Origin of the sequence: Ahniella affigens (assembly GCF_003015185.1) — a bacterium.
In the GTDB taxonomy this organism is placed as follows: domain Bacteria; phylum Pseudomonadota; class Gammaproteobacteria; order Xanthomonadales; family Ahniellaceae; genus Ahniella; species Ahniella affigens.
Genome location: NZ_CP027860.1, coordinates 4,805,001 through 4,830,285, shown reverse-complemented (window position 1 = coordinate 4,830,285; position 25,285 = coordinate 4,805,001). Strand labels below are relative to the sequence as shown.

Below are 25,285 nucleotides of genomic sequence, written 5' to 3'. Positions count from 1 at the left end.
CTGAAACAAAAAGGCCCGGTTTGCACCGGGCCTTTCAGTTCATCCAAATCGAACGACCAGAATTACTCGTTTTCGATCTGCTCCGAATAGTCATCCGGACTCAACAGCTCGTCCAGCTGGCTCGGGTTGCTCGGCTTCAGCACGAACATCCAGCCTTCGCCGTAAGCGTCTTCGTTGATCGTTTCCGGATTGTCGCTGAGCTTATCGTTGACGGCGACAACCGTGCCCGATACCGGCGCGTAGACGTCGGAGGCGGCCTTCACCGACTCGACCACCGCGGCGCCGTTGCCGGCTTCGATCACATCGCCGACGGCCGGCAATTCGACATAGACCAGGTCACCGAGGGCACGCTGCGCGTGGTCGGAAATGCCGACCGTGACGTTGCCGCTGTCTTCCAGCCGGGCCCATTCATGGGATTTCAGAAACTTCAGGTCACCAGGGATCTCACTCATGATCTTGGCCTTCTAGAGGGTTGGGACAGATGGGGTAATGATAGTGCGTTCGAGCCGTTGCGGCGTAGCCGGTGCATCAAATTCCGGGTTGAGGCTGGCCGTCGCGGACAAACGGAAACTTGACCTTGCGGACTGGCACCGCCTTGCCGCGGATGTCGACCTTCAGGTCGTCGCCGGCACCCGCGGGTACACGAGCTAATGCGATGGATTTGCCAAGTGTCGGCGAAAAGGTGCCACTGAGGACTTCGCCGTCACCGGCCGAGGTCAGCACCTTCTGGCCGTGGCGCATCACGCCCTTATCGTCGAGGACCAGGCCGATCATCTCGCGTGGCACGCCGGCGGCCTTCTGTTCCGCCAACGCGTCGCGCCCGATGAACGCCCGCGTCGCGGGTTCCAGGCTGACCGTCCAGGCGAGCGCGGCTTCGAATGGCGATACCGTCTCGTCCATATCCTGACCGTACAGGTTCATGCCGGCTTCGAGGCGCAGGGTGTCGCGGGCGCCCAGGCCCGCGGGCTTCACGCCGGCGTCGAGCAGGCGGTTCCAGAATGTCACGGCGTCGGTTTCCGGCACCATGATCTCGAAGCCGTCTTCCCCGGTGTAACCGGTACGGGCGATAAACAGGCCGTCGGCCTCAGCAGCGACAAATTTGCCGAGCTTCTCGACCTTGGCGCGCACGCCCTCACTGAGTAGACCGATGACTTTGGCGCGGGCATTCGGGCCCTGCACGGCCACCATGGCCAGATCGCGGCGTTCGGTCAGCGTGACGCCGAAGCGGGTTGCGTGGCGAGCCAGCCAGTCCAGATCCTTGTCGCGCGTGGCGGCGTTGACGACCATGCGGAAGAACGACTCGGTCAGGTAATAGACGATCAGGTCGTCGATGACGCCGCCCTGTTCGGTCAGCATGCAGGAGTAAAGCGCCTTGCCGGAAACCTTGAGTTTGGCGACGTCATTGGCCAGCAACTCGCTCAGGAAGGCGCGCACCCGGTCACCGTGCAGGTCCACGACGGTCATATGCGACACATCGAACATGCCGGCATCGCGGCGGACCAAGTGGTGCTCTTCGAGTTGGGAGCCATAGTTCAACGGCATGTCCCAGCCGCCGAAGTCGACCATTTTGGCCTGGGCGGCCAGATGGGCCGGATGCAACGCTGTCTTCTTCAACATGATCGGCTTCCCACGAATCAAACGGTGCGCGAGCCTAACGGGCGGATTTCCCCAGTGACAAGGACTTTCCCATGACACAAAGCGATATTGCAGCGGGTAGATAGCGTCGCCGACATCGTCTGAAACCGCCCTGTATGAGCGATTCGCCACAGGCTGCTAGACTCCGGCGCATGCGCCTTTTCATGCAAACCAAGCCGGCGGGCAAAGAGCCGCCGCGCTACTACCACCTGATCCTCCAGCAAGACTTGCTGGGTGGCTGGATTCTGACTCGGGAATGGGGTCAGCAAGGTGGTCGCGCCAGCGGCAAGAAAGACTATTTCGAAGTCCGCGAGCACGCTGAGGAGGCCTTGATCCAGGCCCGCGATCAGCAATTGAAAAAGGGCTTCACGGTGATGTTCGCACAAGGAATGGAAGGGCCAATGGGGTCCCGCTATGAAGCCTGATTCGCGCCTGTTGCTGCTATTGCTCCTCCAGGCCAGCCTGACGCTGGCAAATGACGGACCAAGCGCCGGCAGCCGCCATCGCTGCGTTCCAAACGCCGACCGGACGGGTTGGGAATGTGCCGACTCCGGCAACCGCAATACCAGCACCGCCGATGCCTCGGCGTCACCCGTAGAACCCGTCTCGGAAGCAGAATCTGTTGCGACAGATGCGCCGACCGAGCCCGAACCCACGCCGCTGCCTGAACCGTATATGGAACCGGCGAGCGCCGCGGAAACAGAGCCTGCGCCCGCACCGCCCCCGCTCGTTGCCGCGCCACCCGAAGACGCCACGCCGCTGTCCGATTTCTATCGCGCGGTGCCGGAACCCGAACCCGACGCGTCACCTGCGCCCGAAACAGTGATGTCTGAACCACAGGCGATTTCGCCCGAGCCAGAGCCAGAATCCGAACCAGAGCCGATTGCGCCGGAGCCGGCCCCGGCTGAACCGGTTGCGGTCGAACCCGAACCCGTCGGGGCGGCGAGCGAGCCGATTCCGGAGCCAGCACCCTACGAACCGCCGCCATCTGAGCCAGTGTCGCTAGCGCCAGAGCCAGAGCCAGCGCCAGCGCCAGAGTCAGCGCCTGTGAGTACGCCAGAGCCTGTGGCCAGTTCCAGCCCGGTGGCAGTCGCATGGCAGCTCAGCGATCTGGCCACCGCGCGCGAATTCGCCAATCTGAACGGCAATGCGTACACGTTGCAGCTGGCGGACGCCGCCTCGCCGCAAGCGTTTCCGCGTTTGATCGCCGAACTCGGGTTGGCGCCGGCGTCTTGCTACGTACTCAAAGTGAAGCGCGATGGTCAGGACTGGTGGCTGCTCGCCCACGGCGAATTTGCCGACGCCAACACCGCCAAGGCGCTGCTGGCCCGTTTGCCCAACGTGCCCGGCCTGACCCGCAACTGGCCCCGCAAGATCCAATACCTGCAACGCGAGTTCGACGCCGTCGGACCGTAAGGAATCCACTTATGTCAGCACCATTCGCTCCGCTCGCGAATGACCGCTTTCTGCGCGCCCTGCGCCGTCAGCCGGTCGATCAAACTCCGGTCTGGATCATGCGCCAGGCTGGTCGCTACCTGCCGGAATATCGCGCTACCCGCGCGCGCGCCGGGTCGTTCCTGAAGCTCTGCAAGACGCCCGAGCTGGCCTGCGAAGTCACCTTGCAGCCCTTGGCGCGCTTTGCGCTCGATGCGTCCATTCTGTTCTCGGACATTTTGACGGTACCCGATGCGATGGGCTTGGGTTTGTATTTTGCCGAAGGCGAGGGCCCAAAGTTCGAGCGCACCGTGCGCTCGCGCGCTGACATTGACGCGTTGAAACTGCCGGACGTCGCCAGCGACCTGCGTTATGTCACCGATGCCGTGAGCCTGATCCGGCGCGAGATTGGCGGCAAGGTGCCGTTGATCGGGTTTTCCGGCAGCCCCTGGACTTTGGCCTGCTACATGATCGAAGGCGGTGGTTCGGAATATTTTGAGCACGCTAAAGCATTACTCTGGGACGACCCGCAAGCCGCGCATCGCCTGTTGGAACTCCTTGGCCGCGCGGTCACCGATTACCTGCGCGCTCAGATCGAAGCGGGCGCGCAAGCGGTCATGGTGTTCGACACCTGGGGCGGCGCGTTGTCACTCGCGCATTACCGTGAGTTTTCGCTCCGCTATCTGGCGCAGATCGCTGCGAATCTCCCGCGCCAAGCGAACGGCGAGCACGTGCCGCTGATTCTGTTCAGCAAGGGCTGCGCGCATTCCCTGGAACAGCAGGCTGACACGGGTGCCGATGCACTCGGGTTGGACTGGACCATCGATCTGGGCGATGCCCGCCGGCGGGTGGGCGATCGCGTGGCGTTGCAAGGCAATGTTGACCCGGTGGTGCTCTATGCGTCGGAAGCCGCCATCGCGGCCGAGGCCACGCGTGCCGTGCAGTCGTTTGGTCCCCATCCGGGGCACGTGTTCAATCTCGGCCACGGCATTCATCCGGCGATCCAGCCAGACAAACTCAAGCTGCTGATCGACACTGTGCACACCGAGAGTCGGCGCGTGTTGGCAGGCCGTTGACAATCAGCCGATTGTGCCGCGAACAAATCGAAGCGCTTTATTCGAGTTATTTGCGGAGCACGACATTAGCCCTGCTCGTCAAGTTGCTGCTGTAGAAAGGCCTTGGCGGTGCGCGTGTCGCGAATGATGGTGGGCACCGACACGCCGAGTGCCTGGGCGACATCTTCCACTTCCATGCCGGCAAAGAACCGCATCTCCATGACGAGCGCCAGACGCTCGTCCAACTCCGCCAGTTTGCTGAGTGCTGCATCAATCGCCACGAGGCGCTCGGCTTGCGCATCGACTGACACCAGCTGCGCTTCGAGCTCGTCCAAACCCAAGGGCGTGACCCCACCGCCGCGGCATTCGGCCAGCCGCATGCGGGCGTAGTCGATCACGACCTGGCGCATGGCCTTTGCCGCTGTCGCAAAGAAATGATGCCCGCTTTCGAAGTCGGCCCCCTGACCGGCAAAAAGCTTGAGATACGCCTCGTTGACCAGCGCACGGGTATTCAACGTATTGCCGCGCCGGTGTCGGGCTAACTCGGCGCGGGCAATGCGCATCAGATCGGCGTGGACGCGCTGCATGAGTTCACCGCGGGCCGTCGGACTTTCACCCGCCCGGGCGACTTGCTGGGTAATGCCAGAGGAGTCGGGTTCAGATGCGTTCATGGATCACCTCAAGCGCCAATGGGCAGATCTGCAGATCGTCCACCCCGGGCCCAAGTGTACCGAACCGAAATTTTCTTGCAGCGGATGATCTCTGAGTCAAGACCGTCACGTATGTGCTAGTGAGGCGCAAATTCAGCCTCCCAAATTCAAAAACCACTTTCGGAGAATCGTCATGACCACACGTACGCTGCTCGCCGCCACTTTGTCCCTGGTTCTGTTGTCCACGCAATGCCACGCCATCGACTCACCGTCGCGGGCTCGGCAACCTGGGCCGGTGTTGAACGGCTTCTCGCTGAACGGCTTCTCGCTGAACGGTCTCACGCTCAACGGCCTCAGAATCAATGGCTTCACAGTCAATGGCTTCACAGTCAATGGCATCAGCCTGCAAGGCATCTGGCTTAACGGTGCACGCATGAATGGCCCGATTCTCCAGGGCGTTCAACTGCAAGGAATCCAGTTCAACGGTCTACGTTGGAACGGCATTCGCTGGAACGGTTGGACTCTGAACGGTATGAAAATTAACGGCTGGACACTGAACGGCTGGACCTTGAACGGTCTCAAGGTGAATGGTTTGACCCTGAACGGGCAGAGCCCACAAGGCACCTACACCGTGCTGCGCAACGCTGCGACGGCCGAGCCGCTGTCCGGCATCGCGCTTGATCAGGTCCGCGTGACCTTGGCCCAACGCTGAGGTGTGCCATGCGCTTGCCAAACCTCATCGTTGGTCTGATTCTTGGCGCCGTCAGCAGCGCACTGCTGGCTGCAAATCCACAGGCGCTTCGCGTCGAAGGCACGCGCCTGGTTGTCACCGATGATCAAGGGCGCGAGCGCGAGCAAGCCGATCTCGTCGGTGCTGAGCTGCAACTCGGCACCGCTGGGACCCTGCAAGTTCTGAGTGCCAGCAAAGACCCAAGCGCGCGCTTTGACGAAGTCTGGTTGTACCAACTGCAATTGCGACCGACCGGCGCGCTGATGTTCCAATCATTCTGCGCCCCTGATCCGTATGGCGACACACGCGTCGTCGTGTATCAGGGATACTTTGACCAGGATCGTCGCTACGTCGCCGACGCCACCCGCTTCAGTCTCAGCTGTGTCAGCGGCGTCGAGGCAAAATGCCTGCGTTGGGGCTATCTGCCGTGGCGTACCGCGCCGGCCAACGGCGCGTCGCTCGAGCCTTACTATACGGCCTGCATCAATATGGCGCGTGCCGACTACTGTGGCAACGATGCACCGAGCACGCGCAATGGCACGGCGATCGACATCTACGATCGCGTCGGCGTGCAAACGAGCGATGCATCCATAACCGATATGGCGTTTGAAGCCGGCTGGAACGAGCACGGTGCGGTCTGCGTCGCGCATACTCGGATCGTCGAAAACCTGACCCTTGATGGCTTGCACACCAACTGCCCGAGATTGGCAGAGGCGCCCAGTGGCGCGGATTGTGACGATGCGACTGCCAACACGGCCGGGGCTTTGCTGTTCAATCGATCCAAGCTGACCGCTTCGCATCAGTGAACGAGCGTCGCGCGCTGTACTTGGCGACATCTATGAACCACGGGTATCTTTCCGATGCACTGCCGCCGGGTTCATAATGAGGCGGCGCGGCAGTGCGCCCCGTCGCATTTGAGGAGCCTCTATGCCCAAGCCGGACTGGGCGCGAATCCGAACGCTCTTTGAGCAGGCCGTGATCCTCGACGCCGAGGCGCGCCCAGCGTTCCTGGCGCACGCGTGCGTCGACGAACCAGCGTTGCGTGCCGAAGTGGATGCCCTGCTGGCGGCAGACGCGCGGGCCAATCAGGAGGCCACCGAATTGGGTGGCGCGGCGCCTGACCTCATGCTGGCGTTGCATCGCGATCACCAAAACGCGCTCGCCGGACAGCGTCTGGGGCCCTGGCGGCTGCTTCGCGAAATCGGTCGGGGCGGCATGGGCGCGGTCTATTTGGCGCAGCGCGACGATGGCGAATACGTACAGCAGGCGGCCATCAAGCTGGTGCGCCCAGGTTGGGACTTGGGCGAACTGCTGCAGCGCTTCCGCGCCGAGCGGCAGATCCTGGCCACATTGAATCATCCGAATATCGCCCGTCTGCTCGATGGCGGCGTCAGCGCTGACGGTAAGCCCTACTTGGTGCTGGAATACGTCGAAGGCAGCGAGATCGGCCAGTACTGCGATACCGAACAGCTGACCATTGAGTGTCGGCTGCAACTCTTCTTGACGGTCTGTGCGGCCGTCAGCCATGCGCATCATCGACTGGTGGTACATCGCGACCTGAAACCGTCGAACATCATGATCGACGCCACTGGGCAGGTGAAGCTGCTCGACTTTGGCATTGCCAAGCTGATCGAGTCCAAGACTTCGATCACAGGCACCCAGACCCGCGTGTTCACGCCCGAGTTCGCCGCGCCCGAGCAGCTGCGCGGAGAAGTGGTTACGACCAGTGTCGACGTGTATGCGCTAGGTTTGCTGTTGTTTCATCTGTTGACCGGCAGGAAGCCCTACGGCATCACAGCGACCACCCCGGCAGCGTATGAGCATGCCATTCTGAATCTGGAACCGCAGCGCCCCTCGCAGGCCGTGCTGGACCGCGATCCGGACGCACCGACCCAAATCATCGACTGCGCGGCCGCGCGACAGTTGCAGCCGCAGCAGCTCAGTACCGCCCTATCGGGCGACCTGGACGCAATCATTCTGAAGGCACTCCGCAAGGAGCCAGAGCAACGCTACGCGTCTGCCAGCGCATTGGCCGACGATGTTGAGCGTTACCTGCAACATGAGCCGGTCCTGGCGCGGCGTGGGAACCTGCGCTACCGCATGACCCGCTTCCTGCAGCGCCACGCGTTGGCCAGCGCGCTCGGCATGATTGCTGTGCTGTCGTTGCTGGTGGGGGCGGGCGTCGCTTTGTGGCAGGCCGAGCAGGCTGCGGCCGAAGCGCGCAAGTCGCGCGCAGCCTTGGATTTCATGACGGGCCTGTTCACCCTCGCCGACCCCGTGGCGACGCAAGGTGAACGGGTAACGGCCCGCGAACTTCTCGATACCGGCAGTCACCGCATCCGTGAGCAATTGCTGGACCAGCCGGACGCACGCGCCGAATTGCTGCTCGCGATGGGCGATGCGTACCGTGGGCTGGGTCTTTTCGACCAAGCGCTGCCGGTGCTGGCGGAATCAGCAGCGCTCACCCGAGACAACGATCGCGCCCGCCTGTCGCACGCGATTGTGTTGCATCAGTTGGGTCAATTCGACGAATCGCTCGCCGAGCTCGGTGCCTTGCGGGCGACAGTCCAAGGCGGTTTGCGTCCCGATCAGGACCTGATGGATCAGGTCGATCTGCGCCGGGCCGTGACCAATGTTTCGATGAATCGCCTGGACGAAGCTGGTGCGATCTTCGATCAGCTATTGCAGGGCCAGCGCACGCGCTATGGCGAGCGTGACCGACGGACCGAGGAAAGCGTGATTCGGTATGCCTCTTGGCTCGTTCTGCGCGATCGCGCCGATGAGGCCTACGTCTTGACCAAGGCCATCGTGGACCATCAACGCGGACAATCGCCGCGTGACAACGAGTTCTTTGCGCGTGCGCTCGGTGCGCATGCCGTAGTGGTGTCGCATACTGGGCCGATGACCGAAGCCGAGGCGCTGCGCCGCGAAGAGTACGATCTCACGCTCGCCGTGTTTGGTGATCAGCATTCGTACACGGTGTCGAGCCGCAACAATCTGGCCACCGTCCTATTCTCCGAGCAGCGCTATGCTGAGGCGTTGGCCCTGTTTCAAAGCGTGCTGATCAGCCGGCAGCAGCAACTCGGACCGGAGCATCCGTTGATCGCGTTGATCAATACGAACATCGCGACCACGCTGGTGTCGATGGACCGGTCGGCGGAGGCCCGGCCCTATGCCGAGACGGCACTAGCGCTCAGAGAGCAGCTGTTTGGCGAGAATCACCGCGACACCGCGATGTCGTTGCGGACGCTCGGCAATGTCGAGTTCGATGCCGGTCGCCTCGATCAGGCCGAAGCGTTGTTTCGCCGGGCCATCGCCAGTCTGGAGGCAGCGATGGGCCCCAGCACCAACATGTTGTCCGGATCATTGAACGACCTTGTGCGTGTGCAACTGGCCAAGCGCCAGCCCGAGCCCGACTGTCGTTCGGCGCAACGGGCGTTTGATCTGAATGACGACGGCAATCCCAATGCGCCGATACGGATGCAATACCAGTTTGCGCTACTGGGCGCGTGCCGGGCGTTGAATGGCGATCCGGCCGGGATGACCGTGCTCCGGAATGCCGAACACCGACTTCGCAACGAACTCGGCCCGGACGACTATCGCACGCGCAAAATCGGCGCACTGCTGGCAGATTTTGATGATTCCGTCAGGGCGGCGCCAGCGCACAGCAACTGATAGGCAGCCTGTCGCGGCACACCTCTGGCGGCACACTCGTGGCCGGCCGAGTCGCGCTCACGGCTGAGCGGCCTCTTTCGCAAACGCATCCAACCTGCCATCAAATGCTGGTACACAGCGCGAATTCAGGCTGAACCGTCGGTTCCGAACCGGATGATCGCGTCTCTGGTGTGAGGGCGTTTTCGGCCTGATAAACTGCCGCCAACGATGGGCGATTCCGACGATCACACGCTGCGTTTCAAGACCGGTGGTGCCTGGCAAGGGCGCCTGCCGCAGGCCATGTTGGACGGCCGCGAGCCGGCACTGAACCCGGGTGAGCAGATTGGTGTGTGGCGAATCGAGCGACTGCTCGGGTCGGGCGGTATGTCCGACGTGTATCTCGCTAGTCGCAGTCAGGCCAGCTTCGAGCAAAAGGTGGCGCTGAAGATCGTGCCGCGCCAAGGTGAGATGTTGGCGCGGTTTCAGGAGGAACGTCGGATCCTGGCGCGTCTCGCGCACCCGGGGATTGCGGGTTTGATTGATGGCGGTGAGCTGCCCGGCGGCGGTGCGTGGTTTGCGATGGAGCACATCGACGGTCTGGTGCTCGACGATTATGTGTTGCGCCAGCGCTTGTCGTTTATCGAAACGTTGCGGCTGTTCGAGGACCTCTGCGCGGCAATTGCACACGCCCATTCGCACCTGCTGGTGCATCGGGATATCAAGCCCGGCAACGTCATGGTCGATCAGCAGGGCCGCGTGCGGTTGCTCGATTTCGGCATTGCGCTCGGACAGCACGATCGGGTTAGTGACAACGATCGAATTATGACGCCAGGCTACGCGGCACCTGAGCAGCTTCAAGGTGGACCGATCACGACCGCCACCGACATCTTCCAGCTTGGGCTGACGTTGCAAACCGTGCTGAATCGGGCGAATCAGCACGGTTTTGCGATCGCGCCGGCGAGCTCGCGCAGCGATTTGGCGGCTGTCATCGCGCGGGCAACCGCACCTGCGGCCGCAGACCGGTACCACAGCGCGATGCTGTTTCGGGACGACTTGATTGCGCTCCGCGAAGCGCGTCCCGTGTCGGCACGAGCTGGTGGCGAAATGCATCGGCTCGTGCTCGGTTTTCGGCGGCATCCATTCAGTTCGACACTGATTGCGGCCTTGGCGATCAGCCTGGTCCTGTCGGGAGTGCTGCTGTTTCAAAGCAAGAGCCGCGAAGCAGAGGAGCGCTCGGCAACGCTGCGCGAAGAAGGTACTGCGACGGCCATTGGTGGCTTTTTCGTGGAGCTGTTCAACCAGCCGGTGACCGCTGAGGGCGGCGTCGCCGAACTGCTTGATCGTGGTCAACAGCGGCTACTGGCCCACCCATCGCCCGATCAGCGCACCCATGCGGCCTTGTTGCACGCGCTCGCCAAGGCGAATATTCAGATGGAACGTCCCGATGCTGCGCGCCCGCTGCTGGAAGCGGCGATCGGGATCGCGCGGCAATCAGGTGAAACCGGTGCATCGGATCTGGCCCTGTATTTGTCTGCGTTGGCCCGCCTGGAATGGTTGGCAGGGCGTCGCGAGCAAGCGCGTGGATTCGCCGCCGAAACCGAACAGACGCTGGAGCAGCTTCGCAACCAATCGTCCCACACGCTGATGCTCGCCCATCAACAGATCGGCGAGTATCACCTGAACGCCCTCGAATATGAGTCGGCCAAGCGCTTTCTGGAGCGTGCCGTGCTGATTGGCGAGGCCCGCTATGGTGCGGATAGTTCGCAGCTCTTTCAGGCCAGGCAGCTGCTGGTGTCCATCTATCGCAATCGTTGGGAAGTGCGCGAAGCCGCTCCGGCAGGCCAACGCCTGTTGGATGATTGCAAGCGCTACTACGGTGAATCGGACGCGGTCTGCATCATCGAAACGACACAGCAGGCGCGCGTGCTTGGTCAAGCTGGCGAAATGGCGCGCGCGGAAGCGATTCTGCGCGCGCAGTTGGCCGAAAACGGTCTTTGGACCGGGCAGCAACGCTTGTACCGGCAACATGCCGTAAGCTACGACTTGTCGGAGAATCTCTGGTTTCAGGGGCGCTATCAGGATGCCCGGCGCACGTTGATCGATTCGCTCGGACTGCTCGAACAAGCCATGGGGCGCGTCGGTCCGCACTGGCTCAGTGATCACGGCAGCCTGGCTTTGTTGCTGGTGGACATGGGCGATCCCGTCGAGGCGCTTCGCATTTCGAACGAGGGCGTCAGTACGCTCAGTCGGCCCTTGGCAGAACGCGCAATGGAAGATCACTTCTGGGTGGTTCGACACGCTGCAATCATGCTTGCAAATGACGCCGACACAACGCGTTTGAACGAGTCGATGCAAGCGGCCGTGAGCGCCATGTCGGCATCGTTTGGTTCGGGAAGTTACTTTTCTGAGCGTGCACGCCTGGTGCTGGCGCGGATGCAAGTCCAGCAGGGTCAGTTGGAAGCGGCTGAGGCATCACTGCACCAGGTCGAGCAGGCGAACGATCAAGGCTTGCAGGTGCCGTCAGTATTGCTAGCCGCAGAAGCCAAAAGACAGCGCGCTCGGATTGCTACCGCCAGGCAGCAGCCCGAAATGGCGAAGACGCATCTGGAATCGATGCTACAGATCGCGCGCGCCGGACTGCCGCAGCGGCACCCAGTCCTCGCGCAGGCGATGATCGAAGCGGCGACGGCAGGCGTCCCGATCGCCGAGGGCGAGTTGATCCAGGCCCGGCAGGTTTTGGCGACTGAATTGTTGGCACCAGTGGACGCGGACTGAGTTCGACCAGTACACGTACTGGTCGCACCGACAGTGCGCTGATTCGCGCATCAAAATGTCGGCGACGATGCGCGATTCTTACAACGGCGCAGTGTGGCAAGTAGCCCTCTCCCCAGCCCTCTCCCACTCGCGTGGGAGAGGGAGCGCTCCCTCCCCCGCGAGTGGGAGAGGGCTGGGGAGAGGGTTACTTGCGAGCAGGATGGTCATCGCACACAAATGTTGTGATCACACCAATCAATCGGTCATTGCGTGTTTGATAAGTGCGGCCGAATACACCGCCCATCGAGGGCCCGAACCGGCACTGAACTTGTTCGAAAGCGCCTGCGGCGATTCAGGCACGCAGCTTCTGAATGGCGCGGTCGAGTCCCGCCAAAGTCATCGGAAACATGCGCTCGCCCATCAGTTCGCGGGTCATCGCAATCGACGGCGTCCATTCCCATTGTGGCTCGGGCACAGGATTCAGCCAGATGGCGCGCGGATACAGGTCGGTAATGCGCGTGAGCCAGGTGGCGCCGGACTCTTCATTCCAATGCTCGATCGAACCACCGGGCATGCTGATCTCCGACGGCGCCATGCTCGCGTCGCCCACAAAGATGACGCGATAGTCGCTGCCGAACTTGTGCAGCACGTCGAACATCGGAGTGGTTTCCTGCCAACGCATCTTGTTGTCGCGCCATACGCGCTCGTAGACGAAGTTGTGGAAGTAGAAATGCTCCAGGTGCTTGAACTCGGATTTGGTGGCTGAGAACAACTCCTCGCAGAGCTGCACATGCGTGTCCATGGACCCGCCAACGTCCAGAAACAGCAGTACCTTGACGGCGTTATGCCGCTCCGGGCGGAACTTCAAATCGAGCCAGCCCGCATTGCGCGCCGTGCCTTCAATCGTGCGTTCCAAATCCAATTCCTCGGCCGCACCCAGGCGTGCAAACCGCCGCAGTTTGCGCAATGCAATCTTGATGTTGCGCGTGCCAAGTTCGACTTGGTCATCCAGATTTGCGAACTGGCGCTGTTCCCAAACCTTGGCGGCTGACCGGTTGCGGGAGCTGCCACCGACCCGCATCCCTCCCGGGTGAAAGCCGTTGTTGCCAAATGGCGAGGTGCCGTTCGTGCCGATCCAGCGATTGCCGCCCTGATGCGTTTTCTGCTGCTCAGCAAGGCGTTCGGCGAACTGCTTCATCAGTTCTTCCAAGCTGCCAAGCTGGCGGACTTTGGCCTTTTCCGCCTCGCTGAACTCGCGTTCGAACTGCGCCCGCAGCCAATCTTCCGGCACCTTGCCGAACAGCCCGTTCGTGGCGTTCTCGATCCCATCGAACCACGCCTTGAAGACCCGATCAAAGCGGTCGTACTGACTTTCGTCCTTGACCAGGCAAGTGCGCGCCAAGCTGTGAAATTCGCTGATCGAACACTGCGCAAAGCCGTGTTTCAGCGCTTCCAGCAACGCCAGGAACTCGGTGATGCTGGTCTTCAAGCCGCCAATCCGGACTGCGAGCAGGAAGGAGATCAGCATGGCTTAGCTGCGCCGGCTGAGGAACGCCAACTTTTCGAAGAGCTGCACGTCGGCCTCGTTCTTCAGCAACGCGCCGTATAGCGGCGGGATCGACTTTTTCTGATTCTTCTCACGGAGCACTTCGATCGGAATGTCTTCGGCGACCAGGAGCTTGATCCAATCCAAGAGTTCTGACGTGCTTGGCTTTTTCTTCAGCGCTGGCGTTTCGCGGACTTGGAAGAACGCGGTCAATGCCTCGTTGATCAACTCGCGCTTCAGATTCGGGAAGTGCACGTCGACAATGCGAAGCAGGGTGTCTGGGTCCGGAAAGCGGATGTAGTGGAAGAAGCAGCGGCGGAGGAACGCGTCGGGCAGTTCCTTCTCGTTGTTGCTCGTGATGATCACAATCGGCCGGTGGATCGCCCGCACGGTTTCCCGCGTTTCGTAAACATGGAAATCCATCCGGTCGAGCTCACGGAGCAGGTCGTTCGGGAACTCGATATCGGCCTTGTCGATTTCGTCAATCAGCAACACCACGCGTTCGGGCGACGCGAAGGCTTCCCAGAGCTTGCCCGGGATGATGTAGTTCTTGATGTCCGCCACGCGCGGGTCGCCGAGCTGCGAGTCTCGTAGGCGGGCCACGGCGTCGTACTCGTACAATCCGTGTTGCGCTTTTGTGGTCGATTTGATGTGCCATTCGAGCAGCGGTGCCGACATCGATTTCGCGATCTCTTCGGCGAGCAGCGTCTTGCCCGTGCCGGGCTCGCCTTTGATCAGCAGCGGTCGTTGCAAGGTGATCGCGGCGTTCACCGCCAACTTCAGATCATCAGTGGCGATGTAGCGTTCGGTACTGTCAAAGCGCATGGGATTCAGGCCGAAGGGGCGATTTTGTTCTCCTGGCGCTTGGCCAGAACACGGGCGGCAAGGATGCCGACTTCATATAAGAGGCACATCGGCACGGCCAGCATCAGCTGACTGACCACATCAGGTGGGGTGACAATGGCGGCGACGACGAACGCGCCGACAATCACATAGCCGCGCGCCTCCTTGAGCTGCTCGATGCTGACCCAGCCCAGCAAGACCAGGATCATGACCACTACCGGCACTTCAAAGCAGACACCAAAGGCCAGAAACATCACGAGCACGAAGTCGAGATATTTGGTGATGTCGGTCATCACGGCGACGCCTTCTGGCGCAAAGGCCTGCATGAATTTGAAGACCCCCGGTAGTGCGACGAAGAACGCAAATGCGCAGCCGCCGTAAAACAGAAAAGTCGCCGACGCGAGCAACGGCTTGGCCAGACGTTTTTCGTGCCGGTACAGCCCAGGCGCAACGAAGGCCCAAGCCTGATAGAGAATCCACGGCGCCGTGACGATCACCGAGAGGAAAAAGCACAGTTTGACCGGTACCATGAACGGGCTGATCACCTCGATGGCAATCATCTGGCCGCCTTCCGGCATGTGCTTCAGCAGTGGGCCGGCAAACAGGCTATAAATCTTGTTCGCAAACGGGACCATGGCGAGAAAGACCAGCAGCATGACCGACACGGCGCGCAGCAGGCGCGTTCTGAGCTCAATCAGATGCGACAGAAACGGCATTTCCTGATCGTGTTCGGTGCTCATGGTTTCGGCTGATCCGTCGGTGTCAGGCTGTTCAAGTCATCCTTGATGCCGGCCAGCGGGTCGACTTTGGCGACTTCCTGAACCGCCGACTGGATGCTCTGCTCAGCTTCCTTCAGGTGCCGCTTCAATTCGTCGGCCGCAATTTCGCGCTCGAGTTCATTGCGCAAGTTTGTCACCGCCGAACGCGCCCGTCGTGTCAGAGCCCCGATCATGCGGGCCGCTTTAGGCAGCCGCTCCGGGCCAAGCACGATGAGGGCGATCACCGCGATGACCACCATTTCGCTGAAGCCAACCTCAAACATGGCTGCTTACTGCTTCTCGTCCTTGCTTTCCGACTTGTCGGCTTCCAGGCGCTTCTGCTCCTCGTCACCGTTCAGGCCCTTCTTGAATTCGCGCACCGCGCCACCGAGGTCGCCGCCCATATTGCGCAGCTTCTTCGTGCCGAAAATCAGCACCACGATCAAAAGCACGATCAGCCAATGCCAAATGCTGCCGATTCCCATTGCTGCTCTCCTTGAGGTTTACGTCGAGAGGATACCGCCACGCGCTCGAACATGCCCGCGAAGACAGGCAGGGACCAGCCAAATTGCGACCCAGGGCACGGGATTTGGTTCCCCGTTCGCAAATTGTTCTTTTATAAACAGGCGGTTGCGTGGGGTGGTTGGCGCTTGGTTGGTGGCCTGGGCGGTTCGATTCGGCCTGCTACAATCGAGGGTTCATTCAGGATTCGCCCGTATGCGCCTCAGTCAGTTCCACCTCAGCACCGTCAAAGAAGTTCCCGCCGACGCCGAAATCGTCAGTCATCAGCTGATGCTGCGTGCCGGTTTGATCAAGAAACTCGCCGCTGGCATTTATACCTGGACCCCGCTCGGGCTCAAGGTACTGCGCAAGGTCGAAACGGTGGTCCGTGAGGAAATGAACCGCGCAGGCGCGCTCGAGGTGTTGATGCCGTCGATCCAGCCGCGCGAACTTTGGGAAGAGACCGAGCGCTGGCAGAAGTTCGGCGGTCAGCTGCTGAAGATCAAGGACCGCAAGCAGCAGGAGTTCTGCTACGGACCCACGCATGAGGAAGTGATCACCGACTTTGCGCGTCAGGAACTCCGTTCCTACAAGCAGCTGCCGATCAATTTCTATCAGATCCAAACCAAGTTCCGCGACGAAATCCGGCCGCGCTTCGGGGTAATGCGCGCGCGCGAGTTCCTGATGAAGGACGCCTACTCCTTCCATCTGAGCAAGGACTGCATGGCCCGGGAATACCAGAACATGTATCAGGCCTACACGCGCATCTTCACCCGCCTCGGGCTGAAGTTCCGTGCGGTGTTTGCCGATACGGGTGCGATTGGCGGCTCGGCGTCGCATGAGTTCCATGTGCTGGCTGATTCGGGCGAAGACGCGATCGCGTTTGCGACCGGCTCCGACTACGCTGCGAATGTCGAATTGGCCGAAGCCGTGGCGCCGGCGACGCCGCGTCCGGCAGCGGCTGAGGCGATGGCCAAGGTTGCCACGCCGAAGGAAAAAACCTGCGAGGACGTGGCCAAGCTGCTCGGCATCAACATCGACAAGACCGTCAAGACGGTGGCCTACTGTGTCGACACCGAAAAAGACGCGCAATTTGTGCTGGTGCTGGTCCGCGGCGACCACAACGTCAACGAGGTCAAGCTGACCAAAGTTGCCGGCCTGGCCGAGTGCCGCCTCGCGACCGAGAAGGAGATCCGCGCGATGCTCGGCGCGTCGCCAGGGTCGTTGGGGCCAGTCACCGCCATTACAACCAAAGAAATCCAGGCCGAAGACATTGCCGAAAACCGGCTGTGGACCGATCCGACGACCAGCCGATTGAAGGACGTCACGCGTCGCCTGCGCGTTATTGCCGACCGCACCGTGGCCGCCATGGGTGACTTTGTCGTCGGCGCGAACGAAGACGGCTTCCACCTGACGCACGTGAACTTCGGCCGTGACCTCGCCGAGCCGGAAGTGGTGGCTGACGTGCGCAGCGTGGTAACCGGTGATCCGTCGCCGGACGGCCATGGCGAGATCCGCATTGGTCGCGGCATCGAGGTCGGCCATGTCTTCCAACTCGGTCAGAAGTACGCCGAGGCCATGAAGGCCACAGTCAGCGACGAGCAGGGCAAGAACCAGGTCATGTTCATGGGCTGCTACGGGATTGGTGTGTCGCGTATCGTCGCGGCGGCGATCGAGCAGAATTTCGATGCCAATGGGATCATTTGGCCCGAGCCGATGGCGCCGTACAAGGTCGCGGTCTGCATGATCAACCCGAAGGGTGATGCGAAGGTGACTGAAGCTGCCGTCGCGCTCTACGAACAGCTGCAGGCCGCAGGCGTGGAGGCTGTGCTCGACGATCGCGGGCTCCGTCCGGGCGCGATGTTCGCCGACATCGAGCTGATCGGTGTGCCGCATCGTGTTGTGGTCTCCGAACGTGGTCTCACTGCCGGCACCTACGAGTACCGCGCCCGCCGCGCAACCGAGGCCGAGGCGTTAAGCCTGTCCCAAGTTGGCGAGCGCCTCGGCGTCCTGTTGACTGACTGATTGTTGCCGGTACTTTGCTGGTTGGGGCGAGCGTGCGCGCTCCCCCACGCATGTGGGAAAGGGCGCGGCACGTGGCAGCTTGCGACACCGCGACGTCGTTAGAACCGCGAAACGGCACCGACGCTTCGATGCGCGACGAAGCGCCCCAAACTGGGTAGCCGAACGCCTCCCAAGGATTAGGGATCGTTCCAAAGCGTCGCCGAGCTGGTATTCCCAATAATTCGGGAGGGCGAATGGACGATCGGCGGCCCGGGTCGCCCTACCGCTATCTGCGCGCTCATGATCCCGCTATGCTCGGTTCGCCTGCCGATCTGGGACAAACCTGGCCGAATGCGCCGGCCGCAGGCGAGCGCCAAAACTTTTCGGGAGACGGAAACTTATGGGTATGATTTTGATGATTGTGGGTATTGGCCTGGCTCTTGTCGGTGGCCTCTGGCTGCTGGTCAAAGCCTTTCAGACCAGCATTCTGTGGGGTTTGGGCTGCCTGTTCCTGGCACCCGTGCAACTGGTGTTCATCATCATGCACTGGGACGTTGCGAAGAAGCCCTTCCTGTACTACTTGGCCGGCATCGTCATCATGGTGATTGGCACGGTATTGGGTGCGCCGGCTCTGGAAAACATTCAGCCGACCTGATCTGGTTCGATTGTCGGGTGCGAATCCGCATCCCAAAAAACCCGCCGTTGGCGGGTTTTTTGTTGCGCGCTGACCTGGCCAAGGCGCCGCGACTCGAACCGAGAATAAGCGCATCGCAAAGATCAAAAGGCCCGCTCGCGGCGGGCCTTCTGGGTTATTGCGAGGCGAAACTCGCGTCTACTTCTTCCGACCAAATCCGAACAGCTTGCCGAGCAACCCGGGCTCGTCTTTCTTGGGTTCCGGCTCGGAGTTGTCGATGATCACGGCCTTGATGCGCTCAGTGATGCTGCCCGGCTTTTTCTGGGCTTCCAGGCGCTCAAGTTCCTTGGCCTGCTGCTGGGCGATCTTGGCTTCGACATCGCGCTTCTGGTTCTCGGTCTGCAGGCCCCGGCGCCACGCTTCGCGCGTGTCTTCGGAGATGGTCTCCCGCACGACATAGTTTTGCTGCAACGCGATGTATTTGCCGATCTGATCGAACAGATCGTCGTTCAGCGTGCCGATTGCAACGGTTTCCCTGCGCACGCCCAGGCTGTCGAAGTTCGCGAACTCCATCTTCATTACTTCGGAATTCATGTCGGCAAAAAACGAAGCCACCATTTGGATTTTGCCAAAGGGCTGAAACTGCGCCGACAGAATATTGCCGCGATCATCCCGCTCCGCGCGCTGAACGCCCTCGAAGCCGCATCGGCGAAAGGCATCTTGCAGCGCCTCCACCTTGCTCGCACCCTCAACTTTCAGCAAGGGGCAGGCAGCGGTGTCAATGATGCCAGTGACCGCGAGTTTGATCTCGCGGGCATACATCGGCATCTGAGCCTGGATGGTCATGTCATTTTCGATTCGAACGACCACATCGCCATAGCCAATCACCCGGAATCGCGTACGGCGCTCCGTTTTCAGAAAGTTCAGCGATTTGGCCAAGCGCGTCAAATAGTCATACAGATTCTCCATCGCCGGGATGGTGTTGGTTTTGAAGAACTCGCGCTTGCGCGCTTGCAGCTCTTCTTTTTCTTCGCGCTTTTTTTGCGCTTCTTGTTCAAGATCGTCTAGGAGACCCATCGCTGTGTGTCCTTCATTGCCGAGAAGCATTATCCTGCCTTGGGCCCGGCTTCCGTCAAGAGCTAGATGCTCGAAACATGCCAAAGACTGGTCGAACGTTTTGCAAGATGTTGCTATGCCGCAAAACCTACGAAAGTTTGCGTGTGTGTCTGGTTACCCGAGCCCCGTCAGCCATGGCATTATCCGGAGTTGCAGGTTCCGGGAGGCTAATGTGAGTGTCGACTTGAGAGGGCTCAATGCCCGTCAATTACGTGATTTGATTTCAAATGCCCAAAAGCGGCAAATGGAATTAGCAGAAGAAAATGTCAAACAGGTACGCGAGCGCTGTCTCAAACTGATCTCCGATGAAGGTCTGACCTTTGACCAGGTCTTTGGTCAGGGGCGCCCGAAAAAGCCCGCTGCGAATGGGGATGCTGGCTCGAACAAGAAGGCCGTAGCGCCCAAATACCGGAATCCAGCCAACCCATTGCAGACGTGGGCGGGGCGGGGCAAGCGGCCAAAATGGTTTTCCGATGCATTAGCTGACGGCATTACGGAAGCGCAAATGTATTTAGGTTGATTTCGGAATAAGTCGGTCTGCAGTCGGATCACGCGACTAGGCTTTCGACAATCAGGGACCGATTCGCTACAGGCTTCGCCGTGGCGGGAGGAGTACATTTCCCAGCAACAGGCCAGCAACCAGGGACGCCAACAGCACGACCAAAGAAAACGCCATATCGAGTCCAAGGTAGACATCGCGCTCGAACACAAAGAACAGGCTCCTGAAGCCTACCGAGCCGGGCACGAGCAGAATAATGCCGGGCACCCGGACAATCGCACCCGGGCGGTTCTTGAGCCGGGCGAACAGATTGGACGCACACGCCACCACCAGGCCTGCAAAAAACACGCCGAACTCTTGACCATAGGCTTGGCCAGCATAGGTCGTACATAGATACCCGAGCCAGGCCGACGCCATGGCAAGCGGAATATCGCGCTTTGCCGCCTGAAACAGGATCGCAAACGAATAGGTACCTGCCAGCAGGGCAATCCAGGAGGCATAGCTTGGCAGCGCTGGTGTCACGGCTGCGGCCTCGCCCAAATGCAGCGTTTTGGCGAGTTGGAATCCTGCGGCGGCACCCACTGCCAGTTTGAGCAGGATCGCGCTGGCACCCATCAGGCGCACGCTCCCTGCCACAAGGTGTCGGGAACTGAGTTCGACGACGGCGGTGGTCAGCATCAGGCCCGGCAACAGCACGATCAGCGCGGCGATGACCACGGAGCGCACGTTGATCGCGACCCAGTGCGCTGCCACCAGTGACGCGCCAAATGTGGCGATGAATGCGGCGACCAGTTCGAACGAGGCGGCAAAACTCTCGATTCGACCCGCCAGCGTGCCCAACAAGCCGATGATCAGGCCGAAACAGGTGGCGGTGAGCACGTCGCCCAACCCACCGCCCAGCAGCACCGAGACGGTGGTGGACGCGATGGCAAAGCACAGGACCTGGAGCACCTCAGCCTTTCGGCTCAGGCCGGAACGTAGGTTTTGCAGGAGCTTCAGCCCCTGCGCGACATCAAGCTGGCCATGGTAGACCCGCTCGGCGATGTCATCGGTTTCGGAAAGCCGCCGCAGATTGACCTCGCCCGGTTCCACCCGCAGCACCTGTGTGAACCGAGGCAGCGCATCGGGGCCGTCCTCCAGGCTGCCGATCGACAGAATGATCGACGTAGGGGTGGAAAGGCTGTTGCAGCTCAGACCCAGGCGAGTCGAGACGCTGTCGATTGCCGACTCCAGACGCGGCGCGCTGGTGCCGTACTGATGCAACCGCTTGGCCAGTTCCGAGACGAATCGGACCTTGGCTTCAAACAGAGCCGCCTGCATGGCTCAGGCATCGCCCAGAGGCTTCACGAAGCGCACCGAGCTCCGCTCATAGCCGCACTGCGTGTAAAACGCGTGCGCTTCGTGGCGATGGCCAGCGGTTGTCAATTCAATGCGAGCCACGTTTTCGCGCCGAGCCAAGCTTTCGGCATGGCGCAATAAAGCCCGGCCGACGCCTTGGCTTCGGAACCGGGCGTCGACGACCAGGGCCGTGATCCGGCAGGTGTCACGGCCAAGCGGCAGATAGAACATGTAGTCCACCGAGATGAGCCCACAGACCGAATCGCCCAGGATGGCCAGAATCAGCGCCTGCCGCGGGCTGGCATTCACGCGGCGGATGCGGCGCTCAGCCTCGCCAAGTTCGCATGGGTAGCCCAAGGCTTCGATCAGGGCCGCGACGGCTGGCGCGTCCGCCAGTTTCGCGTCGCGAAACCGGATATCGACCGCCATGGACGCCGGGACGGACATCAGCCGCGGGTCCCGAACACCACAATGGTCTTGCCCGTCACGGAAATCTTGGTCTGTTCTTCCAACTGCTTCAAGACACGACCAGCCATTTCGCGTGAGCACCCAACGATGCGCGAGAGCTCCTGGCGCGACACCCGGATCTGGGTGCCCTGCGGGTGCGAAAGTGCATCTGGCTCGGCGCAGAGGTCGAGCAGCGCCCGGGATATCCGGCCCGTCACATCCATGAACGCCAGGCGGCTGACCTTGCGGCTCGTGTGCAGGAGGCGCCGGGTCAGCTGCGAGCCAATCGCGAACAGGATTCGCGGGCACTCATCGCGGAGCGCGCCCTCGAACAGCTGCAACAGTCGCTCGTAACTGATCTCGGCCAGTTCGCAAGACGCACGCGTGCGCACCAGCACTTCGCGCTTTCTGGTCTCGACGAACAGACCCAGCTCGCCAATGAACTCTCCCTTGTTCAGGTAGGCCAAGATGAGCTCGCGACCGTCATCGTCTTCGGCGACAACTGACAGGGAGCCATCGACGATGTAATAGATGACGTCCGCCCGGTCGCCAGGCATGAAGATCGCCGTGCGATTGGGGTAGCGCCGGCGGTGACAGGCAGACAAAAAGCGCGCCAGGGTGGCGTCGTCCAAGGCCAAAGCCCTGGGGGTGACACTTTTTGGCATGGTTTCCATCAGTAAAGCTGCAGGATCTTGTACAGGCATCGGCTCGAATTCCAGCTTGGAACGGTGCACTTGCTCAGTCCTCCGAACGAATCCGAAGGCCATGCGGGCCAACCTGGCTTCAATGTGAATCAAACTGCAAGTGCTTGATTCACAGGTGTCTAGGCCAGGCGGGTGCCGGTGCCGACACCGATCGCAGAGGCCAGGAAGGGCGGTTTCAGGTCTTACTTATAGGACGGCTGGCGTTGGTTTTCAAACAGTTGCTGAATCGGGTCCCCCAGAACGTCGGTTTTTGCCCCATAATCCGCGCCCCCCAAAATCCGGGGTGGCTGATTTCCAGAGGACACGACCGTGGTCAAACCGCTTCCCCGGCTCAAGCTTCAGGGCTTCAACAACCTGACGAAGTCGCTGAGCTTCAATATCTACGACATCTGCTACGCCGTGACGCCGGAGCAGCGCGAGCGCTACATCGAGTACATCGACGAGGCCTACAACGCGGAGCGTCTGACGAAGATCCTGACGAACGTGTCGGATCGGATTGGCGCAAATATTCTGAATATTGCCCGCCAGGACTACGATCCTCAAGGCGCTTCAGTGACCATCCTGATCTCCGAGCAGCCCGTGATTGATTCGAAGGACGCCGGCAAGGACATCCTCTCGGATGCCGTGGTGGCCCATCTGGACAAGAGTCACATCACGGTGCACACGTACCCGGAGAGCCACCCGCACAACGGGATCTCGACGTTCCGTGCCGACATCGACGTGGCGACTTGCGGGGTGATTTCGCCGCTGAAGGCACTGAACTACCTGATCGACAGCTTTGAGTCCGACATCGTGGTCATGGACTACCGCGTGCGCGGTTTCACTCGTGACGTGCGCGGCAACAAGCACTACATCGACCACAAGATCAACTCGATCCAGGACTACCTGGCCAAGAGCATTCATCAGAAGTACGAGATGCTCGACGTCAACGTGTACCAGGAGAACCTGTTCCATACGAAGATGCACCTGAAGGAGTTCGACCTCGACACGTATCTGTTCGAGACGAATTCGTCGGATTTGAGCTTCAAGGAACGGAAAACCATCGAAACGCTGCTGAAGCGCGAGATCGAAGAGCTCTATCACGGCCGCAACCTGGTCTGATGCATGATGCAAAAAAGGCCGGTCGCTGTATCGCAGCGGCCGGCCTTTTGCTTTTATGGGATTCGGAAATCAGAGCCGCGGCCAACCCGCAGACGTAACGAGAAGGCGGACGTCACGCGAGTCGGGATCCAGCGCGCGCCCCAACGTTCCTTGCGTCACCCCGGACTTGATCCGGGGTGAGGCTCGATCTCGAGACAAAGTTCCAAGCAAACTCGAGACCTCAGCTCAAACCCGATACGCCAGAAACCGCATCACGTCCGCCATCTGGCCCATCAGCCGCCGCACGGGCTGTGGCAACGCCATGGCGCCGCTCGCCAACGCATGGTCAGCGTGTTCGATCTCTTCAGCCTGCATCGTCGAGAGGATTGCTCTGGAGCGATCGTCTTGGACTGGCAGGCGTTCGAGGTGCGATTGCAGGTGGGCCTCGACTTGACGTTCGGTTTCGACGACAAAACCAAGGCTGATCCGGTCACTGACGGCCGCCGCAGTGGCGCCGATCGCATAGCTGCCCAGATACCAGAGTGGATTCAACAACGAAGGCGGTGCGTCCAGTTCCCGAAGACGATCGGCACACCAACTCAAATGGTCCTGTTCCTCCTGGGCGGCCTGCAGCAGCTGCGCACGCGTGGCGGGATCCTTGGCCATGGCGGCCTGACCTTTGTACAAGGCCTGCGCGCAGACCTCGCCAGTGTGGTTAATGCGCATCAAGCCAGCGACATCATCGCGTTCGCTCGCGCCGAGCTCCGGCACCGGAATGCCGGCGGCTGGATGGGCGCGATTTGGTTGCACGGGCTCGGCATACCCAGCGCCGCGCGCGTCATCGATCGCGCCAAGTGCAAGATCCAGAAAGGAAGCGCTGCGAAATGTACTCATGCGGATGGCTCCATTAGCGAGGCCAGAAACACCACGGGATGCATGATTGTCGCCGAAATGGTGTCCTGATTGCTGAGTTGCAGGCTGCAGCCAATATTGCTGCTCAAAATGATTGACGCGTTGCTGCTCGCGTAACCGGCGAGCCAACGTGTCACAAACGCGTCTGCGCGCTCAGTGTCGCGCAGGAACTGATCACCCGCAGCGCCGCAGCATCCGGCATGCTGATCAAGAATGCGGATGTCCAATCCCGGGACCATGCGCAACAGGCGTTCCACGGCTTGTCGTTCCGATTGGCTGCTCGTGCATGGATGATGCAAGGCGACGCGCTCCGCGCTCTGCCGGAAACGAAGCGAAGCGGATTGCGCCGTCAGCCACTGCAATACCGTCAAGGCCGGGCGCTTAGCGATGCCCGCAATCATTCGGACCTGTTGGTCACAGCCCGAGTTGAGATGCACGATGGTCGTGTCGCCGGCGGCCTCAAGTGTATTTCGCATGGCCGACTGCAACGCCGTGGCAGTCTCCAAATCCCCAGCATGTCGGTGCAGACTGCCGCAGCACTGCGGCGGCAAGATGGTGATCGAATGACGGAGCGCTGTCGCGATCTCTATGACTGCAGCGATCGCCGCGCGATCCAATGCGTGGCCGGTGCAACCAGAAAGCAACGCGATGTTGCTTTGCGTATTCGCTTGGGGTGCCATGCGCGCGATTCGTGTTGGTCCGAGTGGTCGTCTTGTCAGCGCGCGACCAAGCGGCAACCTGCGTCGCAACCACAATGGCAACAATGCCGCGACCGCAACCAACCACGTCAGCAATCGCGGTGACGCGAGCAGCCTGTGGGGCCAGCGCTGCTTGGTTCGCGCGCGTTGTCGCGATGCCACGAGTGCATCGAGATACGGCACATTGATTGGGCAGTTGCGCTCGCATTGTCCACACGCTAGGCAGTGTTCGAGCGCGTCATGTGCGTACAGCGCAGCGCTCGGCTGCTGCGTGGCCAGTCGCATCAATTCAA

25 protein-coding genes and 1 pseudogene (1 of these 26 running past the window's edge) are annotated in these 25,285 nt (G+C 61.0%); 11 read left to right on the top strand and 15 right to left on the bottom strand.

Annotated elements, in window-relative coordinates; all coding sequences use genetic code 11:
* Positions 1–62: 62 nt before the first annotated feature.
* Positions 63–452 carry a glycine cleavage system protein GcvH gene (gene gcvH, locus C7S18_RS18650; RefSeq protein ID WP_106892983.1) on the bottom strand — a complete coding sequence of 130 codons (390 nt, stop codon included), beginning with the start codon at positions 450–452 and terminating at the stop codon, positions 63–65.
* A 76-nt stretch (positions 453–528) separates the two neighbouring features.
* Entirely contained in the window at positions 529–1,617 is a 1,089-nt protein-coding gene (gcvT, locus tag C7S18_RS18645) for a glycine cleavage system aminomethyltransferase GcvT (RefSeq protein ID WP_106892982.1), read from the bottom strand.
* A gap of 182 nt (positions 1,618–1,799) precedes the next feature.
* On the opposite strand from gcvT, the gene C7S18_RS18640 reads away from it, so the two are divergent.
* From C7S18_RS18640 to hemE, 3 genes are read left to right on the top strand one after another with little or no spacing between them, the layout of a single operon-like run.
* Positions 1,800–2,060 carry a WGR domain-containing protein gene (locus C7S18_RS18640; RefSeq protein ID WP_425481081.1) on the top strand — a complete coding sequence of 87 codons (261 nt, stop codon included), beginning with the start codon at positions 1,800–1,802 and terminating at the stop codon, positions 2,058–2,060.
* Positions 2,050–3,051: an SPOR domain-containing protein gene (locus tag C7S18_RS24740; protein WP_206207925.1), complete on the top strand. Its 1,002-nt coding sequence runs from the start codon at positions 2,050–2,052 to the stop codon at positions 3,049–3,051. Before C7S18_RS18640 ends, C7S18_RS24740 begins: the two co-directional genes overlap by 11 nt.
* A gap of 11 nt (positions 3,052–3,062) precedes the next feature.
* Positions 3,063–4,145, top strand: coding sequence for a uroporphyrinogen decarboxylase (gene hemE, locus C7S18_RS18625; protein WP_106892979.1), 1,083 nt, complete (start codon positions 3,063–3,065; stop codon positions 4,143–4,145).
* A gap of 65 nt (positions 4,146–4,210) precedes the next feature.
* On the opposite strand, the gene C7S18_RS18620 is transcribed toward hemE, so the two are convergent.
* Positions 4,211–4,795 (bottom strand): ECF-type sigma factor, encoded by a 585-nt coding sequence (locus C7S18_RS18620; RefSeq protein WP_106892978.1) that lies wholly within the window; start codon positions 4,793–4,795, stop codon positions 4,211–4,213.
* A gap of 172 nt (positions 4,796–4,967) precedes the next feature.
* On the opposite strand from C7S18_RS18620, the gene C7S18_RS18615 reads away from it, so the two are divergent.
* The 4 genes from C7S18_RS18615 to C7S18_RS18600 all read left to right on the top strand — a co-directional run bounded on the left by C7S18_RS18615 (position 4,968) and on the right by C7S18_RS18600 (position 11,933).
* A complete protein-coding gene (locus tag C7S18_RS18615) occupies positions 4,968–5,486 on the top strand; it encodes a hypothetical protein (protein WP_106892977.1) in 519 nt (172 codons plus the stop codon).
* A gap of 8 nt (positions 5,487–5,494) precedes the next feature.
* Positions 5,495–6,310: an ADYC domain-containing protein gene (locus C7S18_RS18610; protein WP_106892976.1), complete on the top strand. Its 816-nt coding sequence runs from the start codon at positions 5,495–5,497 to the stop codon at positions 6,308–6,310.
* A gap of 121 nt (positions 6,311–6,431) precedes the next feature.
* Positions 6,432–9,179: a serine/threonine-protein kinase gene (locus C7S18_RS18605; protein ID WP_106892975.1), complete on the top strand. Its 2,748-nt coding sequence runs from the start codon at positions 6,432–6,434 to the stop codon at positions 9,177–9,179.
* Positions 9,180–9,386: 207 nt separating this feature from the next.
* Positions 9,387–11,933 carry a protein kinase domain-containing protein gene (locus C7S18_RS18600; RefSeq protein WP_106892974.1) on the top strand — a complete coding sequence of 849 codons (2,547 nt, stop codon included), beginning with the start codon at positions 9,387–9,389 and terminating at the stop codon, positions 11,931–11,933.
* Positions 11,934–12,264: 331 nt separating this feature from the next.
* On the opposite strand, the gene C7S18_RS18595 is transcribed toward C7S18_RS18600, so the two are convergent.
* Genes C7S18_RS18595 through tatA form a run of 5 tightly spaced genes read right to left on the bottom strand, consistent with a single transcriptional unit; the run spans position 12,265 to position 15,544 of the window.
* The gene (locus tag C7S18_RS18595) at positions 12,265–13,440 is read right to left on the bottom strand and encodes a vWA domain-containing protein (protein ID WP_106892973.1); all 1,176 of its coding nucleotides are present in this window, start codon (positions 13,438–13,440) and stop codon (positions 12,265–12,267) included.
* Positions 13,441–13,443: 3 nt separating this feature from the next.
* Positions 13,444–14,283 carry an AAA family ATPase gene (locus C7S18_RS18590; RefSeq protein ID WP_106892972.1) on the bottom strand — a complete coding sequence of 280 codons (840 nt, stop codon included), beginning with the start codon at positions 14,281–14,283 and terminating at the stop codon, positions 13,444–13,446.
* A 5-nt stretch (positions 14,284–14,288) separates the two neighbouring features.
* Positions 14,289–15,041, bottom strand: coding sequence for a twin-arginine translocase subunit TatC (tatC, locus tag C7S18_RS18585; protein ID WP_106892971.1), 753 nt, complete (start codon positions 15,039–15,041; stop codon positions 14,289–14,291).
* Positions 15,038–15,343, bottom strand: coding sequence for a Sec-independent protein translocase protein TatB (gene tatB / locus C7S18_RS18580; RefSeq protein ID WP_106892970.1), 306 nt, complete (start codon positions 15,341–15,343; stop codon positions 15,038–15,040). Before tatB ends, tatC begins: the two co-directional genes overlap by 4 nt.
* A gap of 6 nt (positions 15,344–15,349) precedes the next feature.
* On the bottom strand, positions 15,350–15,544 hold the full coding sequence (tatA, locus tag C7S18_RS18575) for a Sec-independent protein translocase subunit TatA (protein ID WP_106892969.1): 195 nt from the start codon (positions 15,542–15,544) through the stop codon (positions 15,350–15,352).
* A 232-nt stretch (positions 15,545–15,776) separates the two neighbouring features.
* Here tatA and C7S18_RS18570 point away from each other — a divergent pair, with 232 nt between their 5' ends.
* Together C7S18_RS18570 and C7S18_RS18565 are read left to right on the top strand one after the other, a co-directional pair.
* Positions 15,777–17,585 (top strand): proline--tRNA ligase, encoded by a 1,809-nt coding sequence (locus tag C7S18_RS18570; RefSeq protein ID WP_106892968.1) that lies wholly within the window; start codon positions 15,777–15,779, stop codon positions 17,583–17,585.
* 385 nt (positions 17,586–17,970) lie between these two features.
* Complete coding sequence (locus tag C7S18_RS18565; protein WP_170113014.1) at positions 17,971–18,219, top strand: hypothetical protein; 249 nt, start codon at positions 17,971–17,973, stop codon at positions 18,217–18,219.
* Between the two features lie 177 nt (positions 18,220–18,396).
* Here the strand turns inward: C7S18_RS18565 and C7S18_RS18560 are convergent, their stop codons facing one another.
* Positions 18,397–19,275, bottom strand: coding sequence for a hypothetical protein (locus C7S18_RS18560; protein ID WP_106892966.1), 879 nt, complete (start codon positions 19,273–19,275; stop codon positions 18,397–18,399).
* A 211-nt stretch (positions 19,276–19,486) separates the two neighbouring features.
* Here C7S18_RS18560 and C7S18_RS18555 point away from each other — a divergent pair, with 211 nt between their 5' ends.
* Entirely contained in the window at positions 19,487–19,834 is a 348-nt protein-coding gene (locus C7S18_RS18555; RefSeq protein WP_106894101.1) for an H-NS histone family protein, read from the top strand.
* Between the two features lie 66 nt (positions 19,835–19,900).
* Here C7S18_RS18555 and C7S18_RS18550 read toward each other — a convergent pair whose 3' ends face one another.
* From C7S18_RS18550 to crp, 3 genes are read right to left on the bottom strand one after another with little or no spacing between them, the layout of a single operon-like run.
* Positions 19,901–21,133: a threonine/serine exporter family protein gene (locus tag C7S18_RS18550; protein ID WP_106892965.1), complete on the bottom strand. Its 1,233-nt coding sequence runs from the start codon at positions 21,131–21,133 to the stop codon at positions 19,901–19,903.
* Between the two features lie 3 nt (positions 21,134–21,136).
* Complete coding sequence (locus C7S18_RS18545; protein WP_106892964.1) at positions 21,137–21,598, bottom strand: GNAT family N-acetyltransferase; 462 nt, start codon at positions 21,596–21,598, stop codon at positions 21,137–21,139.
* Positions 21,598–22,272 carry a cAMP-activated global transcriptional regulator CRP gene (crp, locus tag C7S18_RS18540; RefSeq protein WP_106894100.1) on the bottom strand — a complete coding sequence of 225 codons (675 nt, stop codon included), beginning with the start codon at positions 22,270–22,272 and terminating at the stop codon, positions 21,598–21,600. Before crp ends, C7S18_RS18545 begins: the two co-directional genes overlap by 1 nt.
* Positions 22,273–22,611: 339 nt before the next feature.
* Here crp and speD point away from each other — a divergent pair, with 339 nt between their 5' ends.
* Positions 22,612–23,403, top strand: coding sequence for an adenosylmethionine decarboxylase (gene speD, locus C7S18_RS18535; RefSeq protein ID WP_106892963.1), 792 nt, complete (start codon positions 22,612–22,614; stop codon positions 23,401–23,403).
* Between the two features lie 225 nt (positions 23,404–23,628).
* Here the strand turns inward: speD and coq7 are convergent, their stop codons facing one another.
* From coq7 to C7S18_RS25405, 3 genes and pseudogenes are all read right to left on the bottom strand, one after another.
* On the bottom strand, positions 23,629–24,276 hold the full coding sequence (gene coq7, locus C7S18_RS18530) for a 2-polyprenyl-3-methyl-6-methoxy-1,4-benzoquinone monooxygenase (protein WP_106892962.1): 648 nt from the start codon (positions 24,274–24,276) through the stop codon (positions 23,629–23,631).
* Positions 24,273–24,974, bottom strand: a complete 702-nt coding sequence (locus tag C7S18_RS25060; protein ID WP_240623930.1) for a heterodisulfide reductase-related iron-sulfur binding cluster — start codon at positions 24,972–24,974, stop codon at positions 24,273–24,275. Before C7S18_RS25060 ends, coq7 begins: the two co-directional genes overlap by 4 nt.
* 258 nt (positions 24,975–25,232) lie before the next feature.
* Positions 25,233–25,285: pseudogene (locus tag C7S18_RS25405) on the bottom strand (4Fe-4S dicluster domain-containing protein); its annotated part runs 136 nt beyond the window's last position; the annotation flags it as partial.